Genomic DNA, 17658 nt, shown 5'->3' on the forward strand with positions numbered 1-17658 from the left:
TGGTGATACGTGAGCGCATATGTGATCTGGTCACCGGCCGTCCCCGTGAGGGGCGTCCCGGAGAAAGTCGACGGCGATGCGCGCCGCCCTGCCGATGGCGGCGTCGACGGTGGCGCGCGAGGCGGTCAGGTCGTGGGTGCGGGCGAACACGGCGATCGCGTAGCACCGGCCGTCGGGGTAGCGGGCGACGCCCGCCTCCATGTGCAGCCCGGGCAGGGTGCCCGTCTTGGCCGCGACCGCCACGTCGTCCGGGAAACCCGACACCAGCCGGTGCCGGAACACCTGGCGGGCCATCAGGTCGCGTACCAGCGCGCAGGCTTCCGGCGGGCCCGCGGCGTCGCTCCAGACGAGCCCGAGCAGCCGGGTGATCTCACGAGGGGTGGCGGCCGTGGTGTGCCGGGGGTCGAGGACGGTCAGGCGTCGCTTGCGGTCGTCGGGCAGTGCCGGGTAGCGGACGGCGAACTCCCGTTCGTCGCGTGCCCCGACCTCGGCGAGCATCGACTCCAGCAGTTCGCGCGGTCCGCCCACGATGCGGGTCCGGTCCAGGCCGAGTTCCTTCGCGAGCAGCCGTACGGTGTCCAGGCCGACGCGGGCCAGCAGCAGGTCGGCCGCCGTGTTGTCGCTGACCGACATCGTGAAGTGGGCGAGGTCGCGCAGGGACAGCTCGACGTCGTCCAGGCAGCCGGCGGTCCCCCAGCCGCCGAGCCGGTCGGCCGCGGTCACGCGTACGCGCTCCGTCGGATCGAGCTGCCCGGCGGCGGCCTGCCGGGCGAACTCCAGCACCAGCAGCACCTTGAAGATCGACGCGATGACGACGGGTTCGTCGGCTCCTAGGGCGACTTCGCGGCCACCGGGCTCGGAGGCGGACCGCCCGGGGGCCGCCGGGACCGCCGGTACGGGGAACGCCGGGACCGCCGGTACGGGGACCGCGTGCAGCCGGCCCTCGGCCCCCGCACCGGTGAAGACCCGCCGGATCCGCTCCTCGACCCCCTGCTCCTCGGTCACCCGCTCTTCGGTCACCTGCTCCTCGGTCACCCGCTCTTCGGTCACCCGCTCTTCGGTCACCTGCTCCTCGGTCACCTGCTCCTCGACCACCCGCTCCTCGGTCACGCGCCCCTCCATCCCCCAGCTCCCGGCGCCCCGCTCCCCGGCCGGCTGCCACCCGCTCCTCGGCTCCCCGGCCGGCGACCGCCCGTTGTGCGAACGCCGCTCCATGGTCGTCCGGCCCTCGTGGCGGCCGGGCTCCCCGCCCAGTGCCGACAACGCGCTCTCCCTCCCCGTACGGCCCTCACGTAAGGTCCTTGGCGTGGACCTCCTACGCCACCTGCGTCTTTTCGTCACCGTAGCCGACGAGTTGCACTTCAGCCGGGCGGCCGAGCGGCTCGGCATGGCCCAGCCGCCGCTCAGCCAGGCCATCCGCCGGCTGGAGCGGGAACTCGGGGCCGAGCTGTTCGACCGCTCGCAGCGCAACGTCCGGCTCAGCCCCGCCGGCGCGGCACTGCTCGACGAGGTCCACGAACTGCTCGCCCGGGAGGAGCGGCTGCGCGCACTGGCCCGCCGGGCCGCCGACGGGGGCCTCGGCACGCTCCGCGCCGGCGTGCCGCCGGACACCACCGCCGCCGTGCTGTCGGCGCTGCTGACCGCCTGCGCGGAACACGCCCCGGAACTCTCCGTCGACCTTCAGGAGGTGACGACCGAGGAGCAGGTGCGGCTGCTGTCGACCGGCGGGCTGGACGTCGGGCTCGTGCACCATCCGGTCGACGCCACCGAACTGCGCCTGGGTCCGGAGGTGTCACTGGACCTGGGTGTCGTCCTGCCCCGCACCTCGCCGCTGGCCCGGCTGCCGGAGGTGACGCTCGGCGAGCTGGCCGGCCACGACCTCGTCCTCTTCCCGCGGGCGCAGGCGGCCGGCTGGTACGACCGGGTCCTCGACGTGTGCCGCGCCGGGGGCTTCGTCCCCGGACGGGTGCGGCACGCGTCGAATCCCGAGTTCCTGCTGGCGCTGGTGACGGCGGGGCACGGCGTCGCCTTCGACCAGGGGCCGGTGGCCCGCAAGGAGCCCCGGGTCGCCTGGCGTCCGCTGGCGGGCCGCCCGCTCACGCTGCGCATCAGCGGCGCCTGGCCGGCCGGCCGCGCGGCGCACCCGGCCGCGCGCCGCTTCGCCGACCTCGCGGCCGGGGTCCTGTCCCGCGACCACACCGCGGTCACGGGCCGCGAGCCGGCGCGTCACAGCCCGGCCGACCCGCGACCGTGGTCGGTGGTGTACGGCTAGGCCGCGCTCCGGCGCGGGCTCCGCGGCCGTGACGCCCGGCGTCGGCGGCCGCTCGGTTCCCGCCGCCGTTCGCTGCGGCGACATGCCCCCGACGGACGTACCGGCATCTGTCGGCCAAGGCGCTCGGACCGTCATCATCTGGGCATGACGACTCAGGAGCACACGGGCGGTTTCGGCGTCCAGGGCACGCTGCCGGCGCTGCCGGAGGACTGGGACCGGTGTCTGGCCGTGGCGGCGCATCCGGACGACATCGAGTACGGCACGGCCTCGGCGGTCGCGCGGTGGACCGCCCAGGGAAAGCAGGTGACATATCTGCTCGTCACCCGCGGTGAGGCCGGCATCGACGGTCTGACGCCCGAACGGGCCGGGCCGCTGCGGGAGGCGGAGGAACGGGCCGGGGCGCGCGAGGTCGGCGTCGGCACGGTGGAGTTCCTCGACCACCGCGACGGCATCGTCGAGTACGGCCCCGCGCTGCGTCGCGACATCGTGCGGGCCGTCCGCAGGCACCGGCCCGAGGTGGTGGTGACCGGTGCGTTCACCGTGCGGATGGTCGGCGGCCTCACGAACCAGGCCGATCACCGGGCGGTCGGCCTGGCGGCCCTGGACGCCGCGCGGGACGCGGGCAACCGCTGGATCTTCCCGGAGCTGGCCGACGAGGGCCTCGCTCCGTGGAGCGGCGTCCGCTTCGTGTGCGTGGCGGGCGCCGAGCGCCCCACGCACGGGGTGGACGTCACCGGTGAACCGCTCGAGCGCGGCATCGCCTCGCTGGCCGCCCACGCCGAGTACACCAAGGGGCTGGGGCCGCAGGGCTTCGAGCCCCGCCCGTTCCTGACCTGGGCGGCGAGGACGGCCGGCCCCGCGCTCGGCGTGGCGGCGGCGGTCCTCTTCGACGTGCACCACCTGGCTTTCGAAGGACCGCCGCCCTGGGAGCGGTGACCGGGTGCGTCAGGACTTCACGAACTCCAGGAGGTCGGGGTTGAGGACGTCCGGGTGGGTGGACAGCATGCCGTGCGGCAGCCCCTCGTACGACTTGAGCGTGCCGTGCCTCAGCAGCGCGGCCGACAGCGGTGCCGAGTTGGCGTACGGCACGACCTGGTCGTCCGTGCCGTGCGCGACGAGGACCGGCACGTCGATCCGCTTCAGGTCCTCGGTGAAGTCGGTCTCGGAGAACGCCTTGATGCACTCGTAGTGGGCGTTGGCCGCGCCCATCATGCCCTGCCGCCACCAGTTGTCGATGAGGCCCTGGGACACGGTCGCGCCGTCCCGGTCGAACCCGTAGAAGGGGCCCGACGGCACGTCGATGTAGAACTGGGCGCGGTTGGTGGCGAGGGACGTGCGGAACGCGTCGAAGACGTCGATCGGCAGGCCGCCCGGATTGCTCTCGGTCCTGACCATGAGGGGCGGGACGGCGCCCACGAGCACGGCCTTCGCGACCCGGCCCGGCTCGGCGCGCGCGACGTAGCGCGCGACCTCGCCGCCGCCGGTGGAGTGTCCGATGTGCACGGCGCCCCGCAGATCGAGCGCGTCGGTCAGGGCCGCGACGTCGGCTGCGTAGGTGTCCATCTCGTGGCCCGTCGAAGGCTGGCCGGAACGCCCGTGTCCGCGCCGGTCGTGGGCGATGACGCGGTAGCCGTGGGACAGGAAGAACAGCATCTGGTTGTCCCAGTCGTCGGCGCTGAGCGGCCAGCCGTGGTGGAAGACGACCGGCCGGCCGTCGCGCGGGCCCCAGTCCTTGTAGTAGATGGTCGTGCCGTCCGAGGTGGTGACCGTGCCCATGGCTGTTCCTTCCGGGGTGCAGGCCGAGGCAGCCGGGTCGTGCGGGGTCCGCCGGTGTCCCGCCGGACGGGGCGGCGTTCGCCGTTTCCCGGCGGACGTGGACGGAAAACGGACGCGGACGTGCGCGAAGCCTGGACTCGGCTCGGGCGGTCGTTCCGGTTCCCTGCCAGTCAGGCTACGCCCAGGTCCGCCTTCCTTCATGTCCGGTCGCCGGCCGCCCGGAGACGTGGCGGGGTCGCCCGGCCCCGGGAGGCGTCGGGCCGTCAGCGGTGGCTCAGCACATTGATCACCCGGCCGTCGGGGTCGCGGACGAAGAACCGCCGCACTCCCCACTCCTCGTCCTGCAAGGGATGGACGATCTCCGCGCCGCTGTCCCGCACCGCCGCGTGGACCGCGTCCACGTCGTCCACCTCCACGCTCATGTCCGGCGTGACCGGAGCGGTCTCGTCCCTGGTCACAAAGCTGACCTGGGCCGACGGGGTGGACGGCGAGGCCATCGTCGTGATCCAGCCGAGATCCATGACCTCCTCGAAACCCAGCAGGCGGTAGAAGTCCAGGTTCCCCCGCGGGGTGTCCGACTGGACGATGGGCACGACACGGCGAACGGTCATCGACGACTCCGAGCAGGTGGGGTGTGACGGCTTCCGTGGCCCATTCGACACCAGGAACGGGTGGACGGGGTCCGGAGACCGCCGGAACGCGGCCCGTGCGGCGGGTGCCTGCCGGTTCGTCAGTTGTGAGGACGAGCACATGCCCTCCGCGCCCTTCCGGGCCTTCGTTGACGCGTTCCATACGGGCCGAGGGGCCATCTTGACGACATCCTGACGCGGACGTCGTCCCTGGTCGGCGCCGGCTCCCACGACCGGCCCACGGCCGCGTGTCGCCACCGCACGGGACGCGCCGTCACGCTCACCTCCGCGGGTAAGGTGTGCCGGGCTCGCGGCCCGCAGTCGCCGCGGACCCACCCGGAACAGCCGGCGCCGAGAGCGGAGGGAGGCGGGGTGACGGCACTGACGAACCGGGCGCGGTCACGGTCGTCCCTGCTGGCCGCGCACCCCGCTCGTACCGTCGTCGTGGCGTTCGCCTGCGTCGTGGTGGTCGGCACGGTGCTGCTGGCGCTGCCGGTCTCCTCCGCGGACGGCTCGGCGACCGGACCGGTGACCGCGCTGTTCACCGCGACGTCCGCGGTCTGCGTCACCGGTCTCGCCGTCGTGGACACGAGCGCGTACTGGAGCGCCTTCGGCGAGGGCGTGATCGTCGGGCTGATCCAGGTCGGCGGTTTCGGGATCATGGCGATGGCCTCGCTGCTGGCGCTGCTCATCTCCGGGCGGCTGCGGCTGCGGATGCAGCTCACCGCCCAGGCGGAGACGAAGAGCCTCGGCATCGGCGACGTACGCCGGGTCCTGCTGGGCGTCGCCGGCTCCACGCTGATCGTCGAGCTGAGCGTCGGCGCCGTGCTGGCGCTGCGCTTCCGGTACGGGTACGGCGAGGACATCGGCAGGGCCGTGCACCTCGGCTCCTTCCACGCCGTGTCGGCCTTCAACAACGCCGGGTTCGGCCTGCACGCCGACAGCCTCACCCGCTACGGGGACGACCCGTGGGTCCTGCTGCCCGTCGCCGTCGCGGTGATCCTCGGCGGCATCGGCTTCCCCGTGCTCCTGGAGGTGCTGCGCCACCGGCACCGGCAGCGCACGACGGGGCGCCGCACCTGGAGCCTGCACACCAAGCTGACGCTGGTCACCACGGCCGTCCTGCTGGTCGCCGGGGCGGCACTGACCTGCGCGCTGGAGTGGACCAACCCCGGCACGCTCGGCCCGCACTCCACGGCCGGCAAGGTCCTCAACGGCTTCTTCCATTCCGCCATGACGCGCACGGCGGGGTTCAACGCGGTCGACATCGGCGCCATGGAGGCGTCGACGCTGCTGCTGACGTGCGTGCTGATGTTCATCGGCGGCGGCAGCGCCGGGACGGCGGGCGGTATCAAGGTGACCACCTTCGCGGTCCTGCTCGTCGCGATCATCGCCGAGGTGCGCGGCGAGCCGCACTCGGCGGTGCTGGGCCGGCGGCTCGCCGCCCATGTGCTGCGTCAGGCCCTGACCGTGGCGCTGCTCGGAGTGGGGCTCGTGATGGGCTCGACGCTGCTGCTGCTCACGCTGGTGGACGAGGGGATGGAGCCGGTGCTCTTCGAGGCCGTCTCCGCCTTCGCCACGGTGGGCCTGTCCACCGGCATCACCGCCGGCCTGCCGGACGCGGGGCAACTGCTGCTGGTGGGCCTGATGTTCGTCGGCCGTCTCGGTCCGATCACCCTGGTCTCCGCGCTGGCCCTGCGCGAGCGCACCCGCCGCTACGAACTCCCCGAGGAGCGACCGATCATTGGCTGACCACACGCACTTCCTGCGCAGGCGGCGCCGCAAGCGCGCCGCCGTTCCCGGTGGCCACGGCTGCGGCGACCAGCGGGTCGCCGTCATCGGCCTCGGCCGCTTCGGGACCTCGCTGGCCAACGAGCTGATGCGCCGGGGCTGGGACGTCCTCGGCCTCGACACCAACGCCCGCCTCGTGCAGAGGCACAGCGAGGCGCTCACCCACTCGGCCGTCGCCGACTGCACCGACCCGGAGACGCTGCGCCAGCTGGGCGTCCAGGACTTCACCAGCGCCGTCGTCGCGATCGGCACGGACATCGAGGCGAGCATGCTGGTCAGTTCCAACCTGCTGGAGGCCGGGGTGCCCAACATCTGGGCCAAGGCGGTGAGCCGCCAGCACGGCCAGATCCTCGAACGCCTCGGCGTCCACCACGTCGTCCTGCCGGAGCACGAGATGGGCGAGCGGGTCGCTCATCTCGTCACCGGCCGGATGCTGGACTTCATCGAGTTCGACGACGACTACGCCCTGGTGAAGACCGTCGCCCCGGGCGTCGCCACCGGCGTCCCGCTCGGCCGGAGCCGGGTGCGCAGCCGGTTCGGCGTGACGGTCGTCGGCATCAAACGGCCGGGCGAGGACTTCACGTACGCCACCGCCGAGACGGTCGTGGAGCACGGTGACGTCATCGTCGTCACCGGCAAGACCCACGCGGTGGAGGCGTTCGCCGAACTCGGCTGAGTCCGGCGCGCGGTCCGCGGCGGGCCGGGCCCGGGAACCCGGCGGCGGGTCAGAGGCGGTGCGCGTTGAGCCGGGCGGCCTGGCGTGTCAGGTGGTCGCGTTCGGCGAGGTTCGGGGCCTTGCGGGCCGCTTCCGCGTAGAGCCGTGCCGCCGTAGCCCGGTCGCCGGCGCGCTCGTGGAGGTAGGCCGCCGCCGCGGTGCGGCGGGGCAGCGAGTCGTCCAGCTCCGCGAGTGCCGCGAGGCCGGCGCGCGGACCGTCGGCCTCGCCGACGGCCACGGCGCGGTTGAGCCGCACGACCGGGCTGTCGGTCAGCCGCGTCAGCTCGTCGTACCACTCCACGATCTGCACCCAGTCGGTCTCCTCGGCGGTGCGGGCGTCGGCGTGCAGCGCCGCGATGGCGGCCTGGGCCTGGAACTCGCCGAGCCGGTCGCGGGCCAGCGCGGTCTGGAGGATGCCGATGCCCTCGGCGATCGTCTCCGTGTCCCACCGGCGGCGGTCCTGCTCGGCGAGCGGCACCAGACTGCCGTCCGGCGCGGTCCGGGCGGCGCGCCGGGCGTGGTGGAGCAGCATGAGGGCGAGCAGTCCCGCGACCTCGGGGTGGTCGATGGCCGCCGCGAGCTGCCGGGTGAGCCGGATGGCCTCGGCGGCGAGGTCGACGTCGCCCGAGTAGCCCTCGTTGAAGACCAGGTACAGCACGCGCAGCACGGTGGCGACGTCGCCGGGCTGGTCCAGCCGCACGCCGGAGACGGTGCGCTTGGCCCGGCTGATGCGCTGCGCCATGGTCGCCTCGGGCACCAGGTAGGCCCGGGCGATCTGGCGGGTGGTGAGCCCGCCGACGGCGCGCAGGGTGAGCGCGACCGCGGACGACGCCGTCAGGGACGGGTGGGCGCACAGGAAGTAGAGCTGGAGGGTGTCGTCCACGTCGGGCGCGGGTCCGGGCGCGGGCTCCTCGTCGGCCAGGTCCTCCCGCCGGCGTCGGGCTGCGTCCGCCCGGGTCGCGTCGAGGAACTTGCGCCAGGCCACGGTGACCAGCCAGCCCTTGGCGTCCCGCGGCGGGTCGGCCGGCCAGACGCGGACCGCCTCGACCAGCGCCTCCTGGACGGCGTCCTCCGCCGCCGCGAAGTCGGCTCCGCGGCGGCGGAGGATCCCGAGGACGCCCGGGGTGAGGCTCCGGATCAGGGCCTCGTCCATCTCGGTCACCTGGGAGGTCACTCCGTGATGGTGGGCGGAGCGGTCAGGAACGGGCGCAGCTCGAGCCACTCGTGGATCGGCTCGCCGCCGGCTCCCGGGGCGGCGGACAGCTCCCCGGCCAGTTCGACGGCGCGCTCGTGGCTGTCGACGTCGATCACCATCCAGCCGGCGATGAGGTCCTTGGTCTCGGCGAACGGACCGTCGGTGACCGGCGGGCGCCCCTCGCCGTCGTACCGGACCCAGCTGCCCTCGGGGGCGAGTGCCTGACCGTCGACGAACTCGCCGGTCTTCTCCAGCCGGTCCGCGAAGTCCTGCATGTACTGCATGTGCGCCGAGATCTCCTCCGGCGTCCACTGGTCCATGGGCACGTCGTTGACGGGGGTCGGGGCGCCGCGGTAGTGCTTCAGCAGCAAGTACTTGGCCATGGTGTCTCTCCTCGGTCCGGTGCGACCCATTGTGGTCGCCTTCACCCCGGGGACGGTGCCGACCGCCCGGTCTCGACATCGCCGGCCGGCTTTTCTCGGAATTTTTTTCCGGGGCGGGGAAACGGGCCCCGGGCGGCGGACCGGCAGGCAGGTGGGCGGGTGGGTGGGACGGCGGGGTCCGGGCGGTGAGGCGCGGTCGTCCCGCTCAGTCGATCACGGGGCTGCGCCGCTCCACGAGGACCACGTCCCGCCACACGCCGTGGTGCCGGCCGATGCGCCGGCGGGTGCCGATGACCCGGAATCCGGCGCGCTCGTGGACGGCGAGGCTGGCGGTGTTCTCCGGGAAGATCCCGGACTGGACCGTCCAGATCCCCGCCGCCTCGGTGGACTCCACCAGAGCCTTGAGCAGCGCCGAGGCGACTCCCCGGCCGCGGGCCGCCGGGTGGACGTAGACGGAGTGCTCGACCACTCCGGCGTAGGCGCACCGGTCGGAGACGGGGCTCACGGCGACCCAGCCGAGCACCGTGCCGTTCTCGTCGACGGCGGCGAAGCGGTGTCCGGGCAGCTTGGCGGCGTCGAACGCCTCCCAGGTCGGGGCGGCGGTCTCGAAGGTCGCGTTGCCCTCCTCGATGCCGGCGCGGTAGATGGCGAGGACCTGCTCGGCGTGTTCGGCGGTCAGCGGCACGATCGCCGCGCCGGCCGGGCCGGGGGCCTGGGGCATGCCGCCGTCTCCTTCCGTGGTCCGTTCGGCATACGCCCATGGTGGCATGTGAGGTGGTGGCCCGTGTGCGGGTGGCCTGCATGCCGGTGGCCCGTGTGCGGGTGGCCTGTGTGCGCCGGCGCCTAGGCGAACCACCGCTGGGGAGCGGGTGAGAGCCGGCGCCAGATGTGCTTGGTCTCCTGGTACTCCGCCAGGCCGGCGGGGCCCAGTTCGCGGCCGAAGCCGGACTGCTTCATGCCGCCCCACTCGGCCTGGGGGACGTACGGGTGGAAGTCGTTGATCCACAGGGTGCCGGCGCGGACCCGGGAGGCGACACGGTGGCCGCGGGCGGTGTCCTCGGTCCACACGGCGCCCGCCAGACCGTAGACGGTGCTGTTGGCCAGGGCGACCGCCTCGTCCTCGTCACGGAACCGCTCCACCGTCAGGACCGGCCCGAAGGACTCGTCGCGGATCACGGACATCCCGGCGTGGCACTCGTCCAGCACGGTCGGCAGGTAGTAGAAGCCGTCCCGCAGGTCCTCGCGCTCCGGGCGCCGGCCGCCGCAGCGCAGCACCGCGCCCTCGGCCAGCCCGGCCGCGACGTACGCCTCGACCTTGTCGCGGTGGGCGGCGGAGATCAGCGGCCCGGTGCGGGCGTTCTCGTCGAAGGGCCCGCCGAGGGGGATGCGCTCGGCCTGCTCGACGATCGCGTCCACGAAGGCGTCGTGCAGGTCGTCCTGGACCAGCAGCCGGGCGCCGGCCGAGCAGACCTGGCCGGAGTGGAGGAAGACCGCCATCAGGGCGTGGTCGACCGCCGCCTCGAAGTCCGCGTCGGCGAAGACGATGTTGGGGTTCTTGCCGCCGAGTTCCAGGGCGACCTTCTTCACCGTCGGGGCCGCCGCCGCCATGATGCGCCGGCCGGTGACGAGACCGCCGGTGAAGGACACGAGGTCGACCCTCGGGTCCTCGGTGAGCGGGGCGCCGACGGCCGGTCCGGTGCCGAGCAGCAGGTTCGCCGCTCCCGGGGGCAGCCCGGCCTCGGTGAGCAGCCGCATCAGCATGATGGCCGTGTGCGGGGTCAGTTCGCTGGGTTTGAGCACGAACGTGTTGCCGGCGCCGACGGCGGGCGCGACCTTCCAGGCGGTCTGGAGCAGGGGGTAGTTCCAGGGGGTGATCAGTGAGCACACCCCGACCGGCTCGTGGACGACCCGGCTGTCGACGCCGCCTTCCGCGGTGTCGACGATGCGGTCGTCGCCGCCCGCGGCGACCAGGTTGCCGAAGTAGCGGAAGCAGCCCGCGATGTCGTCCATGTCGTAGCCGCTCTCGACGAGCCGTTTGCCGGTGTCGAGGGATTCGGCGCGGGCGAAGGCGTCCCGATCGCGTTCCAGCAGCGCGGCGACGCGCAGCAGCAGGGCCCCGCGCTCGGCGGCCGGGGTGCGTGGCCAGGGGCCGTGGTCGAAGGCCTCGCGTGCCGCGGCGATCGCCGCGGAGGCGTCCTCGGGGCCCGCCTCGTCGACCGTCGCGACCAGCGATCCGTCGGCGGGACAGCGGATCTCCCGCCTCCCGCCCTCTGCCGCGGCGACCCAGTCACCGCCGATGAAGAGCTCCGGCACTGCGACCTCCCGGGTCAGGACGGCGCCCCTGAGGACGTCCGGTGCGTCACGCACCGACAGTAGTCGCGCCGCCGGGAGGGCGCAGCACGAGCGCCCCCCGCGGGTCGGCGCGGCACGAGCCACGCCCCCCGGGCCTGCGCCCGCGCCTGCGCGACGCTACGCCGCGCGGTACCTGCCCTGCCCCGCCTCCAGGACCCGGCCGTCGCCCAGCAGCCGGTCCAGGTGCTGCGCCGCGGTCCTGCGCTCCACCGTCCTGACGTGCGCTCCCTCGACATGGGGCCGGTAGACCAGACGGTGGTCGACGATCTCCTCGACGGTCCGCGGTTCGGCGAGAAACGCCAGCAGCGTCGCCTCCCGCCGCCGCACCACGCCGGCGAAGGCGTCCAGCCGCCGCCGGAACTCGGCCGCGCCCTCGATCACGCCCTTCTGGTGGGCCGTGCCGTACCAGCGCGCGTCGATGTCCCGGCAGCGGCGCATCGACTCCTCGAAGTCGGCCAGGTCGCTGTCGACGTCGCCGTAGTACGGGCCGAACGACGTCAGGTCGATGTCCGCGACGAAGAGGAAGCCGTCCGGCTCGATCAGGAAGCCCGAGTGGCCCGTGGTGTGACCGGCGAGGTGGACGACGGTCACGGTGCGCCCGCCGAGATCGAACACGGTGCCGTCCGTGAAGCCCGTCGCGTCCGGGCGGCCGTGCACGTGGAACCGGTCCCGCAGGGTCTGCTCGAACTCGGCTGCCGCGTCGGGCGGGAGGCCGTACCCGGCGAGCAGCGCCGCCCGGGAGCGCAGCGCGGCGAGGTCGGCCTCATGGACGTGCACCGGCACGTCGTAGCCGCCGAGGCCGGCGATGTGGTCCTCGTGGGCGTGGCTGACCAGGACCAGGTCCGCGGGCGGTGCCCCCTGAAGGAGCGACAGCGAGGGATCGACGACCAGGGACGCCGACGCGCCCCGGACCAGCAGCGAGTTGCCGTACGGGTAGGCGCCCCGCTCGGCGCCGACGAGCACGCTCACACCGCCGTACTCGACCGCCGTGTATCCCTTGGTCCGCATCTCGGCCGCTGCCCCCTCGAACCCCTCGACGAGCCGGTCCGGCGGAGCCTACCAAGGGGAACCGCCCGATATTGACAGGTGCTCTTCAATTCAGCATGCTGCCCGGAGAGCCCTTTACATCGATGTAGGAGCGGTACGTCAGGAAGGAAGACGACGCGATGCAACTCCTCCGACCGCTCTCCCGCGCCGGTGCCTTCGCGCTCGCCGCGGTCCTCGCCGCGGTCCTCGCCGCCGCCCTGTCCCTGGCCGTCGCGGAGCCGGCCCGGGCGGGACAGACCGGCCTGCGGGCCGCGGACCCGAGCGTGCTGAGGGTCGGCGGCACCTACATCTCCGTGCAGTCGACCGGCGGCGGCATCGCCGTCCGCCAGGCCCCCTCGACGGACGTCCTCGCGTCGGCGCCCGCCCGGCAGGTGTGGTCCGACAGCCGCGGTCTCGGCGAGGTCTGGGCGCCCGAGATCGTGCGGGACGGCGGCCGGTACTACATCTACTTCTCGGCCGGACGCGGACCGGCCCACCGCATGTACGTCATCAGCTCGGCCACCCCCGACAGCGGCTACACCGCCGAGACGAAGCTGGCCCTGCCCGACGACAAGTGGGCCATCGACGGGACCCTGTTCACCTTCGGCGGGCAGCGCTGGTTCGTCTGGTCCGGCTGGGCCGGCGACACCAACGTCGAGCAGAACCTCTACATCGCGCGGATGAGCAGCCCGACCACCCCGACGGGACCCCGGTACGTCATCTCCCAGCCGAGGGAGAGCTGGGAGCGCGTGGTCGGCAACCCGTACATCAACGAGGCCCCGGAGCCGATCAAGGACCCGAACGGGCAGCTGCACATCGTCTACTCCGCCAACGGCAGCTGGAGCGACCGGTACTGCCTGGCCGACCTGCGGCTGCGCGCCGGCGGCGACCCGACGTACGTCTGGGACTGGTACAAGTCCAACGGCTGCCTGTTCGGCTCGCACCGGGCGACCATGATGGCCGGCTGGGACCCGACGCTGTACATCGACGGCCCCGGCCACCACACCTTCGTCCTGCTCGACGGCGACATCGCCACGAGCCCCCCGGCCGGCCCGAGGTTCCCGCTGATGTTCCACGCGGTGCCGAAGGGAACGCCGTACGCGTGGGAGAACCGCTACTGGTACACCGGGACGTTCGCCTGGTGGGGGAACACGACGTACAGCCGCAGCAACGTCCCCGGCCCCGAGCGGGACACCGGCTGGAGCCTGAAGTTCTTCGAGTGACCCCCGGGTTCTCCGCGCGCGTCTCGTCGCAGCCGTACCTGGATCCGATCCGCTGGCCGCGGAGAAGTTCAGCCGGGTCACCCTCCCCCTCACCTCTGGGAGCGAACTCCCTCTCACCTCTGGGTGCGAATTACCACATATGCCCTTAATCTCTCCAGGAGGGACTCGAGCGCTCGACGCTCGGTCTCGCCGGCGGAAGGTGGGCTCCCATGGCTGAGTGGCGCAAACGGTCCGGCCTGCCGGGCGAGTTGGCGGCCGAGTTCGCGGGCACGATGGTCCTCATCCTCTTCGGCTGCGGCGTCGTCGCCCAGGTCGTCGCCGGCGGCGCCCTGACCGATCCGGCGGGCGGCCTCGGTGACCACGACAGCATCGCGTGGGCCTGGGGCCTGGGCGTCACCCTCGGTGTGTACGTGGCGGCGCGCCTGAGCGGCGCCCACATCAACCCCGCGGTGACACTCGGTCTGGCCGTGTTCAAAGGCTTCCCCTGGCGCAAGGTGGCGCCGTACGCGGTGGCCCAGACGGCCGGCGCCTTCGTGGCGGCGCTCCTGGTCCGCTGGAACTACACGGAGGCCCTGGCGAAGGCCGACCCCGGGCACACCATCAAGACACAGGGCGTGTTCTCCACGCTCCCCGCCAACGGCAACACGAACCTGCCGGTCGGCGAGTGGGGCGCCTTCCGTGACCAGATCATCGGCACGGCCATCCTGCTGCTGCTGGTCATGGCCGTCACGGACCTGCTGAACACACCGCCGGGTGCCAATCTGGCCCCGTTCATCATCGGCCTGATCGTCGTCGCGATCGGCATGGCCTGGGGCACCAACGCGGGCTACGCCATCAACCCCGCGCGCGACTTCGGCCCCCGGCTGGCCAGTTTCCTCACCGGCTACGGCGGGGCGTGGCGAGATCAGTACGGGAACCTCTACTTCTGGGTGCCGATCCTCGGACCCCTCATCGGCGGCGTGCTGGGTGCGGGTCTGTACAAGGCGCTCATCGGCCGGTTCCTGCCGGCGGCGGAACCCGAGCCGCCGGGACGCGTCCCGACGCCAGAGCCCTGACCCCGGCCCGGAGAGGCGGCAACCATGGCGGACTTCGTCGGTGCGGTGGACCAAGGCACCACCAGCACCCGCTTCATGATCTTCGACCACGGCGGCAACGAGGTGGCGAAGCACCAGCTGGAACACGCCCAGATCCTCCCGCGCTCGGGCTGGGTGGAGCACGACCCGGTGGAGATCTGGGAGCGCACCAACTCGGTGATGCAGAACGCCCTGCGGCACAGCGGCCTGGCGGGCGAGGACCTGACGGCCATCGGCATCACCAACCAGCGGGAGACCACCGTGGTGTGGGACCCGCGCAACGGCCGCCCCTACTACAACGCCATCGTCTGGCAGGACACCCGCACGGACGCGATCGCGGCCGAACTCGAACGCTCCGGCAAGGGCGACGTCATCCGCCGCAAGGCGGGTCTGCCGCCGGCGACGTACTTCTCCGCGGGCAAGGTCCAGTGGATCCTGGAGAACGTCGACGGCGTCCGCGAGGCGGCGGAACAGGGGCACGCCCTGTTCGGCAACACGGACGCCTGGGTGCTGTGGAACCTCACGGGCGGGCCCGACGGCGGCATCCACGCCACCGACGTGACCAACGCCAGCCGCACCATGCTGATGAACCTGGAGACGCTGGACTGGGACGACGAGCTGCTGGGCTTCTTCGGCATCCCCCGCGCGATGCTGCCCGCCATCAACGCCTCCTCGCACCGCGAGGCCTACGGCGTGGCCCGGACCTCCCGGCCGCTGCGGGCCGCCGTGCCCATCACCGGGGTGCTCGGCGACCAGCAGGCGGCCACCGTCGGGCAGGTCTGCTTCGCGCCGGGCGAGGCGAAGAACACCTACGGCACCGGCAGCTTCCTGGTGCTGAACACCGGCACGGAACTCGTCCGCTCCCGGCACGGGCTGCTGACCACGGTGGCCTACCGGTTCGGCGACGAACCCGTGGTCTACGCCCTGGAGGGCTCCATCGCGGTGACCGGGTCCGCCGTGCAGTGGCTGCGCGACCAGATGAAGATCATCAAGACCGCCGCGGAGAGCGAGGACCTCGCCCGCAGCGTCGAGGACAACGGCGGGATGTACTTCGTCCCGGCCTTCTCGGGCCTGTTCGCCCCCTACTGGCGTTCCGACGCGCGGGGCGCCATCGTCGGCCTCGCCCGCTACAACGACAACGGGCACCTGGCGCGCGCCACGCTGGAGTCCATCTGCTATCAGAGCCGCGACGTCGTCGAGGCCATGGAGCAGGACTCCGGCGTCCACCTCGACGTCCTGAAGGTCGACGGCGGTGTCACCGCCAACGACCTGTGCATGCAGATCCAGGCAGACGTCCTCGGCGTCCCCGTCAGCCGTCCCGTCGTCGCGGAGACCACCGCGCTGGGTGCCGCGTACGCGGCCGGACTGGCCACCGGGTTCTGGCAGAGCACCGATGAACTGCGCACGCACTGGAAGGAGTCCAGGCGCTGGAGCCCCCAGTGGTCCGAGGAGCGGCGCGCGGAGGGCTACGAGGGCTGGAAGCGGGCGGTGGAACGCACCCTCGACTGGGTCAAGGTCGACTAGCGCGCCGCCGAGTGGTGGCCCGCGCGCCGCGGACGTACCGTCGAACGGTGAACCCCCGAAGGGGCGACCCGGCATGAGCGGTGTTCCGCGGCCGGTCGCCACGGCCAGGACGAGCGCCGGCGAGTCCCGCGGCGGCGGGAACGCGATGGCCCTGCTGGTCATCGCCTCCTGCCAGCTGATGGTGGTGCTGGACATCACCATCGTCAACATCGCGCTGCCGCACATCCAGCGCTCCCTGGACTTCTCCACCACCAGCCTGTCGTGGGTGGTCAGCGCCTACACCCTCACCTTCGGCGGGCTGCTGCTGCTCGGCGGCCGGGCCGGTGACATCCTCGGCAGACGGCGCGTCTTCGTCTTCGGTGTGCTGCTGTTCGTCCTGGCGTCCCTGCTGGGTGGGCTGGCGCAGAACCCCGGCCAGCTCCTCGCGGCCCGTGCCCTCCAGGGCGTCGGCGGCGCCATCGCGTCGCCGACGTCGCTCGCGCTGATCAGTACGACGTTCCGCGAGGGACCGGAACGCAACCGGGCGTTCGGGGTCTTCGCCGCGGTCTCGGCGGGCGGCGGTGCGATCGGCCTGCTCGCCGGCGGCATGCTCGTGGAGTGGCTGAACTGGCGGTGGGTGCTCTTCGTCAACGTCCCGATCGGGCTGCTCATCGCCATCGCCGCGCCCCGCTGGATCAAGGAGTCCGCACGCCACCCGGGCCACTTCGACGTCACCGGCGCACTCACCTCCACCGCCGGCATGGTGCTGCTGGTGTACGGGTTCATCCGGGCCGCCCAGCAGGGCTGGCGGGACGCCCTGACACTGGCGTCGTTCGCGGTGGCCGTCGTCGTCCTGGTGGTGTTCCTGCTGATCGAGAGGAGATCCCGGCAGCCGATCACCCCGCTGCACATGTTCGCCGACCGCAACCGGGCGGGCACGTACGGCATCATGCTCTGCCTGGCCGCGGCGATGTTCGGCATGTTCTTCTTCCTGACCCTGTTCGTGCAGAACGTGCTGGGCTTCGGCCCGCTGCGGGCCGGGCTCGCCTTCCTGCCGGTCAGCGCGGTCATCGCGGTCGGCGCGGGGCTGGCCTCCCGGTTCCTGCCGGTGTACGGGCCCAAGCCGTTCATGGTGACGGGCGGCGTCCTCGCGGCGGCCGGCCTGGCCTGGCTGACCCTGACCGACGTCCACTCCACCTACGCGGGCAGCGTCCTCGGGCCGATGCTGGTCTTCAGCCTGGGCATGGGCATGGAGTTCGTCTCGCTGACGCTGATGGCGCTGTCGAACGTGCCGACCGCGGAGACCGGTGCGGCGTCCGGACTGCTCAACGCCACCCAGCAGGTCGGCGGCTCGCTGGGCCTGTCCATCCTGGTCACCGTGTTCGGCACGGCCGGCGCCGGTGAGGCGGAGCGGCAGATCCCGCGGTTTCTGGAGCAGGCGACGCCCGTCGAGCGCCTGCGCTTCGAGCGCACCGGGGAACTGCCGCCGCCCTGGGGCGACGCCGTGCTCACCTCCGGCGTCTCGGCGGCGTTCATCACGGCGGCGGTCTTCGCCGTGGTCGCCGCGCTGATCGCCCTGGTGGCGATCCAGGTACGCCCCTCGGACCTGGAGCGCCTGCGGGGCGGCCAGGACCCCGGGCAGGGATGAGCCGCGCGCCGCGGCCCTCCCGGCCCGTTCACCGTACGGACGCCGCCGGGGGTCCGTGGCTTTCCGGTCGGA

The 17658-nt window shown here is 72.9% G+C and carries 16 protein-coding genes; 8 read left to right on the forward strand and 8 right to left on the reverse strand.

The window, feature by feature from the left end; genetic code table 11:
- Positions 1–30: 30 nt before the first annotated feature.
- Positions 31–1005, reverse strand: coding sequence for a serine hydrolase (locus ACZ45Q_RS29580; RefSeq protein ID WP_468267007.1), 975 nt, complete (start codon positions 1003–1005; stop codon positions 31–33).
- Positions 1006–1306: 301 nt separating this feature from the next.
- Here ACZ45Q_RS29580 and ACZ45Q_RS29585 point away from each other — a divergent pair, with 301 nt between their 5' ends.
- Together ACZ45Q_RS29585 and ACZ45Q_RS29590 are read left to right on the forward strand one after the other, a co-directional pair.
- Positions 1307–2272, forward strand: coding sequence for a LysR family transcriptional regulator (locus tag ACZ45Q_RS29585; RefSeq protein WP_468266887.1), 966 nt, complete (start codon positions 1307–1309; stop codon positions 2270–2272).
- A 144-nt stretch (positions 2273–2416) separates the two neighbouring features.
- Positions 2417–3208, forward strand: a complete 792-nt coding sequence (locus ACZ45Q_RS29590; protein WP_468266889.1) for a PIG-L deacetylase family protein — start codon at positions 2417–2419, stop codon at positions 3206–3208.
- Positions 3209–3217: 9 nt separating this feature from the next.
- On the opposite strand, the gene ACZ45Q_RS29595 is transcribed toward ACZ45Q_RS29590, so the two are convergent.
- The gene (locus ACZ45Q_RS29595) at positions 3218–4048 is read right to left on the reverse strand and encodes an alpha/beta fold hydrolase (protein ID WP_468266891.1); all 831 of its coding nucleotides are present in this window, start codon (positions 4046–4048) and stop codon (positions 3218–3220) included.
- A gap of 263 nt (positions 4049–4311) precedes the next feature.
- The gene (locus ACZ45Q_RS29600) at positions 4312–4659 is read right to left on the reverse strand and encodes a VOC family protein (RefSeq protein WP_468266893.1); all 348 of its coding nucleotides are present in this window, start codon (positions 4657–4659) and stop codon (positions 4312–4314) included.
- A 390-nt stretch (positions 4660–5049) separates the two neighbouring features.
- Between ACZ45Q_RS29600 and ACZ45Q_RS29605 the strand changes: the two genes are divergently transcribed.
- The gene (locus tag ACZ45Q_RS29605) at positions 5050–6429 is read left to right on the forward strand and encodes a TrkH family potassium uptake protein (RefSeq protein WP_468266895.1); all 1380 of its coding nucleotides are present in this window, start codon (positions 5050–5052) and stop codon (positions 6427–6429) included.
- Positions 6422–7144, forward strand: a complete 723-nt coding sequence (locus ACZ45Q_RS29610) for a potassium channel family protein (protein ID WP_468266897.1) — start codon at positions 6422–6424, stop codon at positions 7142–7144. Before ACZ45Q_RS29605 ends, ACZ45Q_RS29610 begins: the two co-directional genes overlap by 8 nt.
- 49 nt (positions 7145–7193) lie before the next feature.
- Here ACZ45Q_RS29610 and ACZ45Q_RS29615 read toward each other — a convergent pair whose 3' ends face one another.
- The 5 genes from ACZ45Q_RS29615 to ACZ45Q_RS29635 all read right to left on the reverse strand — a co-directional run bounded on the left by ACZ45Q_RS29615 (position 7194) and on the right by ACZ45Q_RS29635 (position 12121).
- Complete coding sequence (locus ACZ45Q_RS29615) at positions 7194–8336, reverse strand: RNA polymerase sigma factor (RefSeq protein WP_468267009.1); 1143 nt, start codon at positions 8334–8336, stop codon at positions 7194–7196.
- 17 nt (positions 8337–8353) lie between these two features.
- Entirely contained in the window at positions 8354–8761 is a 408-nt protein-coding gene (locus tag ACZ45Q_RS29620; protein ID WP_468266899.1) for a YciI family protein, read from the reverse strand.
- A gap of 205 nt (positions 8762–8966) precedes the next feature.
- Positions 8967–9482 carry a GNAT family N-acetyltransferase gene (locus ACZ45Q_RS29625; RefSeq protein ID WP_468266901.1) on the reverse strand — a complete coding sequence of 172 codons (516 nt, stop codon included), beginning with the start codon at positions 9480–9482 and terminating at the stop codon, positions 8967–8969.
- A gap of 122 nt (positions 9483–9604) precedes the next feature.
- On the reverse strand, positions 9605–11074 hold the full coding sequence (locus ACZ45Q_RS29630; protein WP_468267011.1) for an aldehyde dehydrogenase family protein: 1470 nt from the start codon (positions 11072–11074) through the stop codon (positions 9605–9607).
- 156 nt (positions 11075–11230) lie between these two features.
- Entirely contained in the window at positions 11231–12121 is an 891-nt protein-coding gene (locus ACZ45Q_RS29635; protein WP_468266903.1) for an MBL fold metallo-hydrolase, read from the reverse strand.
- A 158-nt stretch (positions 12122–12279) separates the two neighbouring features.
- On the opposite strand from ACZ45Q_RS29635, the gene ACZ45Q_RS29640 reads away from it, so the two are divergent.
- From ACZ45Q_RS29640 to ACZ45Q_RS29655, 4 genes are all read left to right on the forward strand, one after another.
- Positions 12280–13362 carry a glycoside hydrolase family 43 protein gene (locus ACZ45Q_RS29640; protein ID WP_468266905.1) on the forward strand — a complete coding sequence of 361 codons (1083 nt, stop codon included), beginning with the start codon at positions 12280–12282 and terminating at the stop codon, positions 13360–13362.
- A gap of 209 nt (positions 13363–13571) precedes the next feature.
- On the forward strand, positions 13572–14417 hold the full coding sequence (locus ACZ45Q_RS29645; RefSeq protein WP_468266907.1) for an MIP/aquaporin family protein: 846 nt from the start codon (positions 13572–13574) through the stop codon (positions 14415–14417).
- A gap of 24 nt (positions 14418–14441) precedes the next feature.
- Positions 14442–15959, forward strand: coding sequence for a glycerol kinase GlpK (gene glpK, locus ACZ45Q_RS29650; protein WP_468266909.1), 1518 nt, complete (start codon positions 14442–14444; stop codon positions 15957–15959).
- Between the two features lie 73 nt (positions 15960–16032).
- Entirely contained in the window at positions 16033–17586 is a 1554-nt protein-coding gene (locus ACZ45Q_RS29655) for an MFS transporter (protein ID WP_468266911.1), read from the forward strand.
- Positions 17587–17658: the final 72 nt, after the last annotated feature.

This window comes from Streptomyces sp. NPDC031049, from assembly GCF_055571015.1.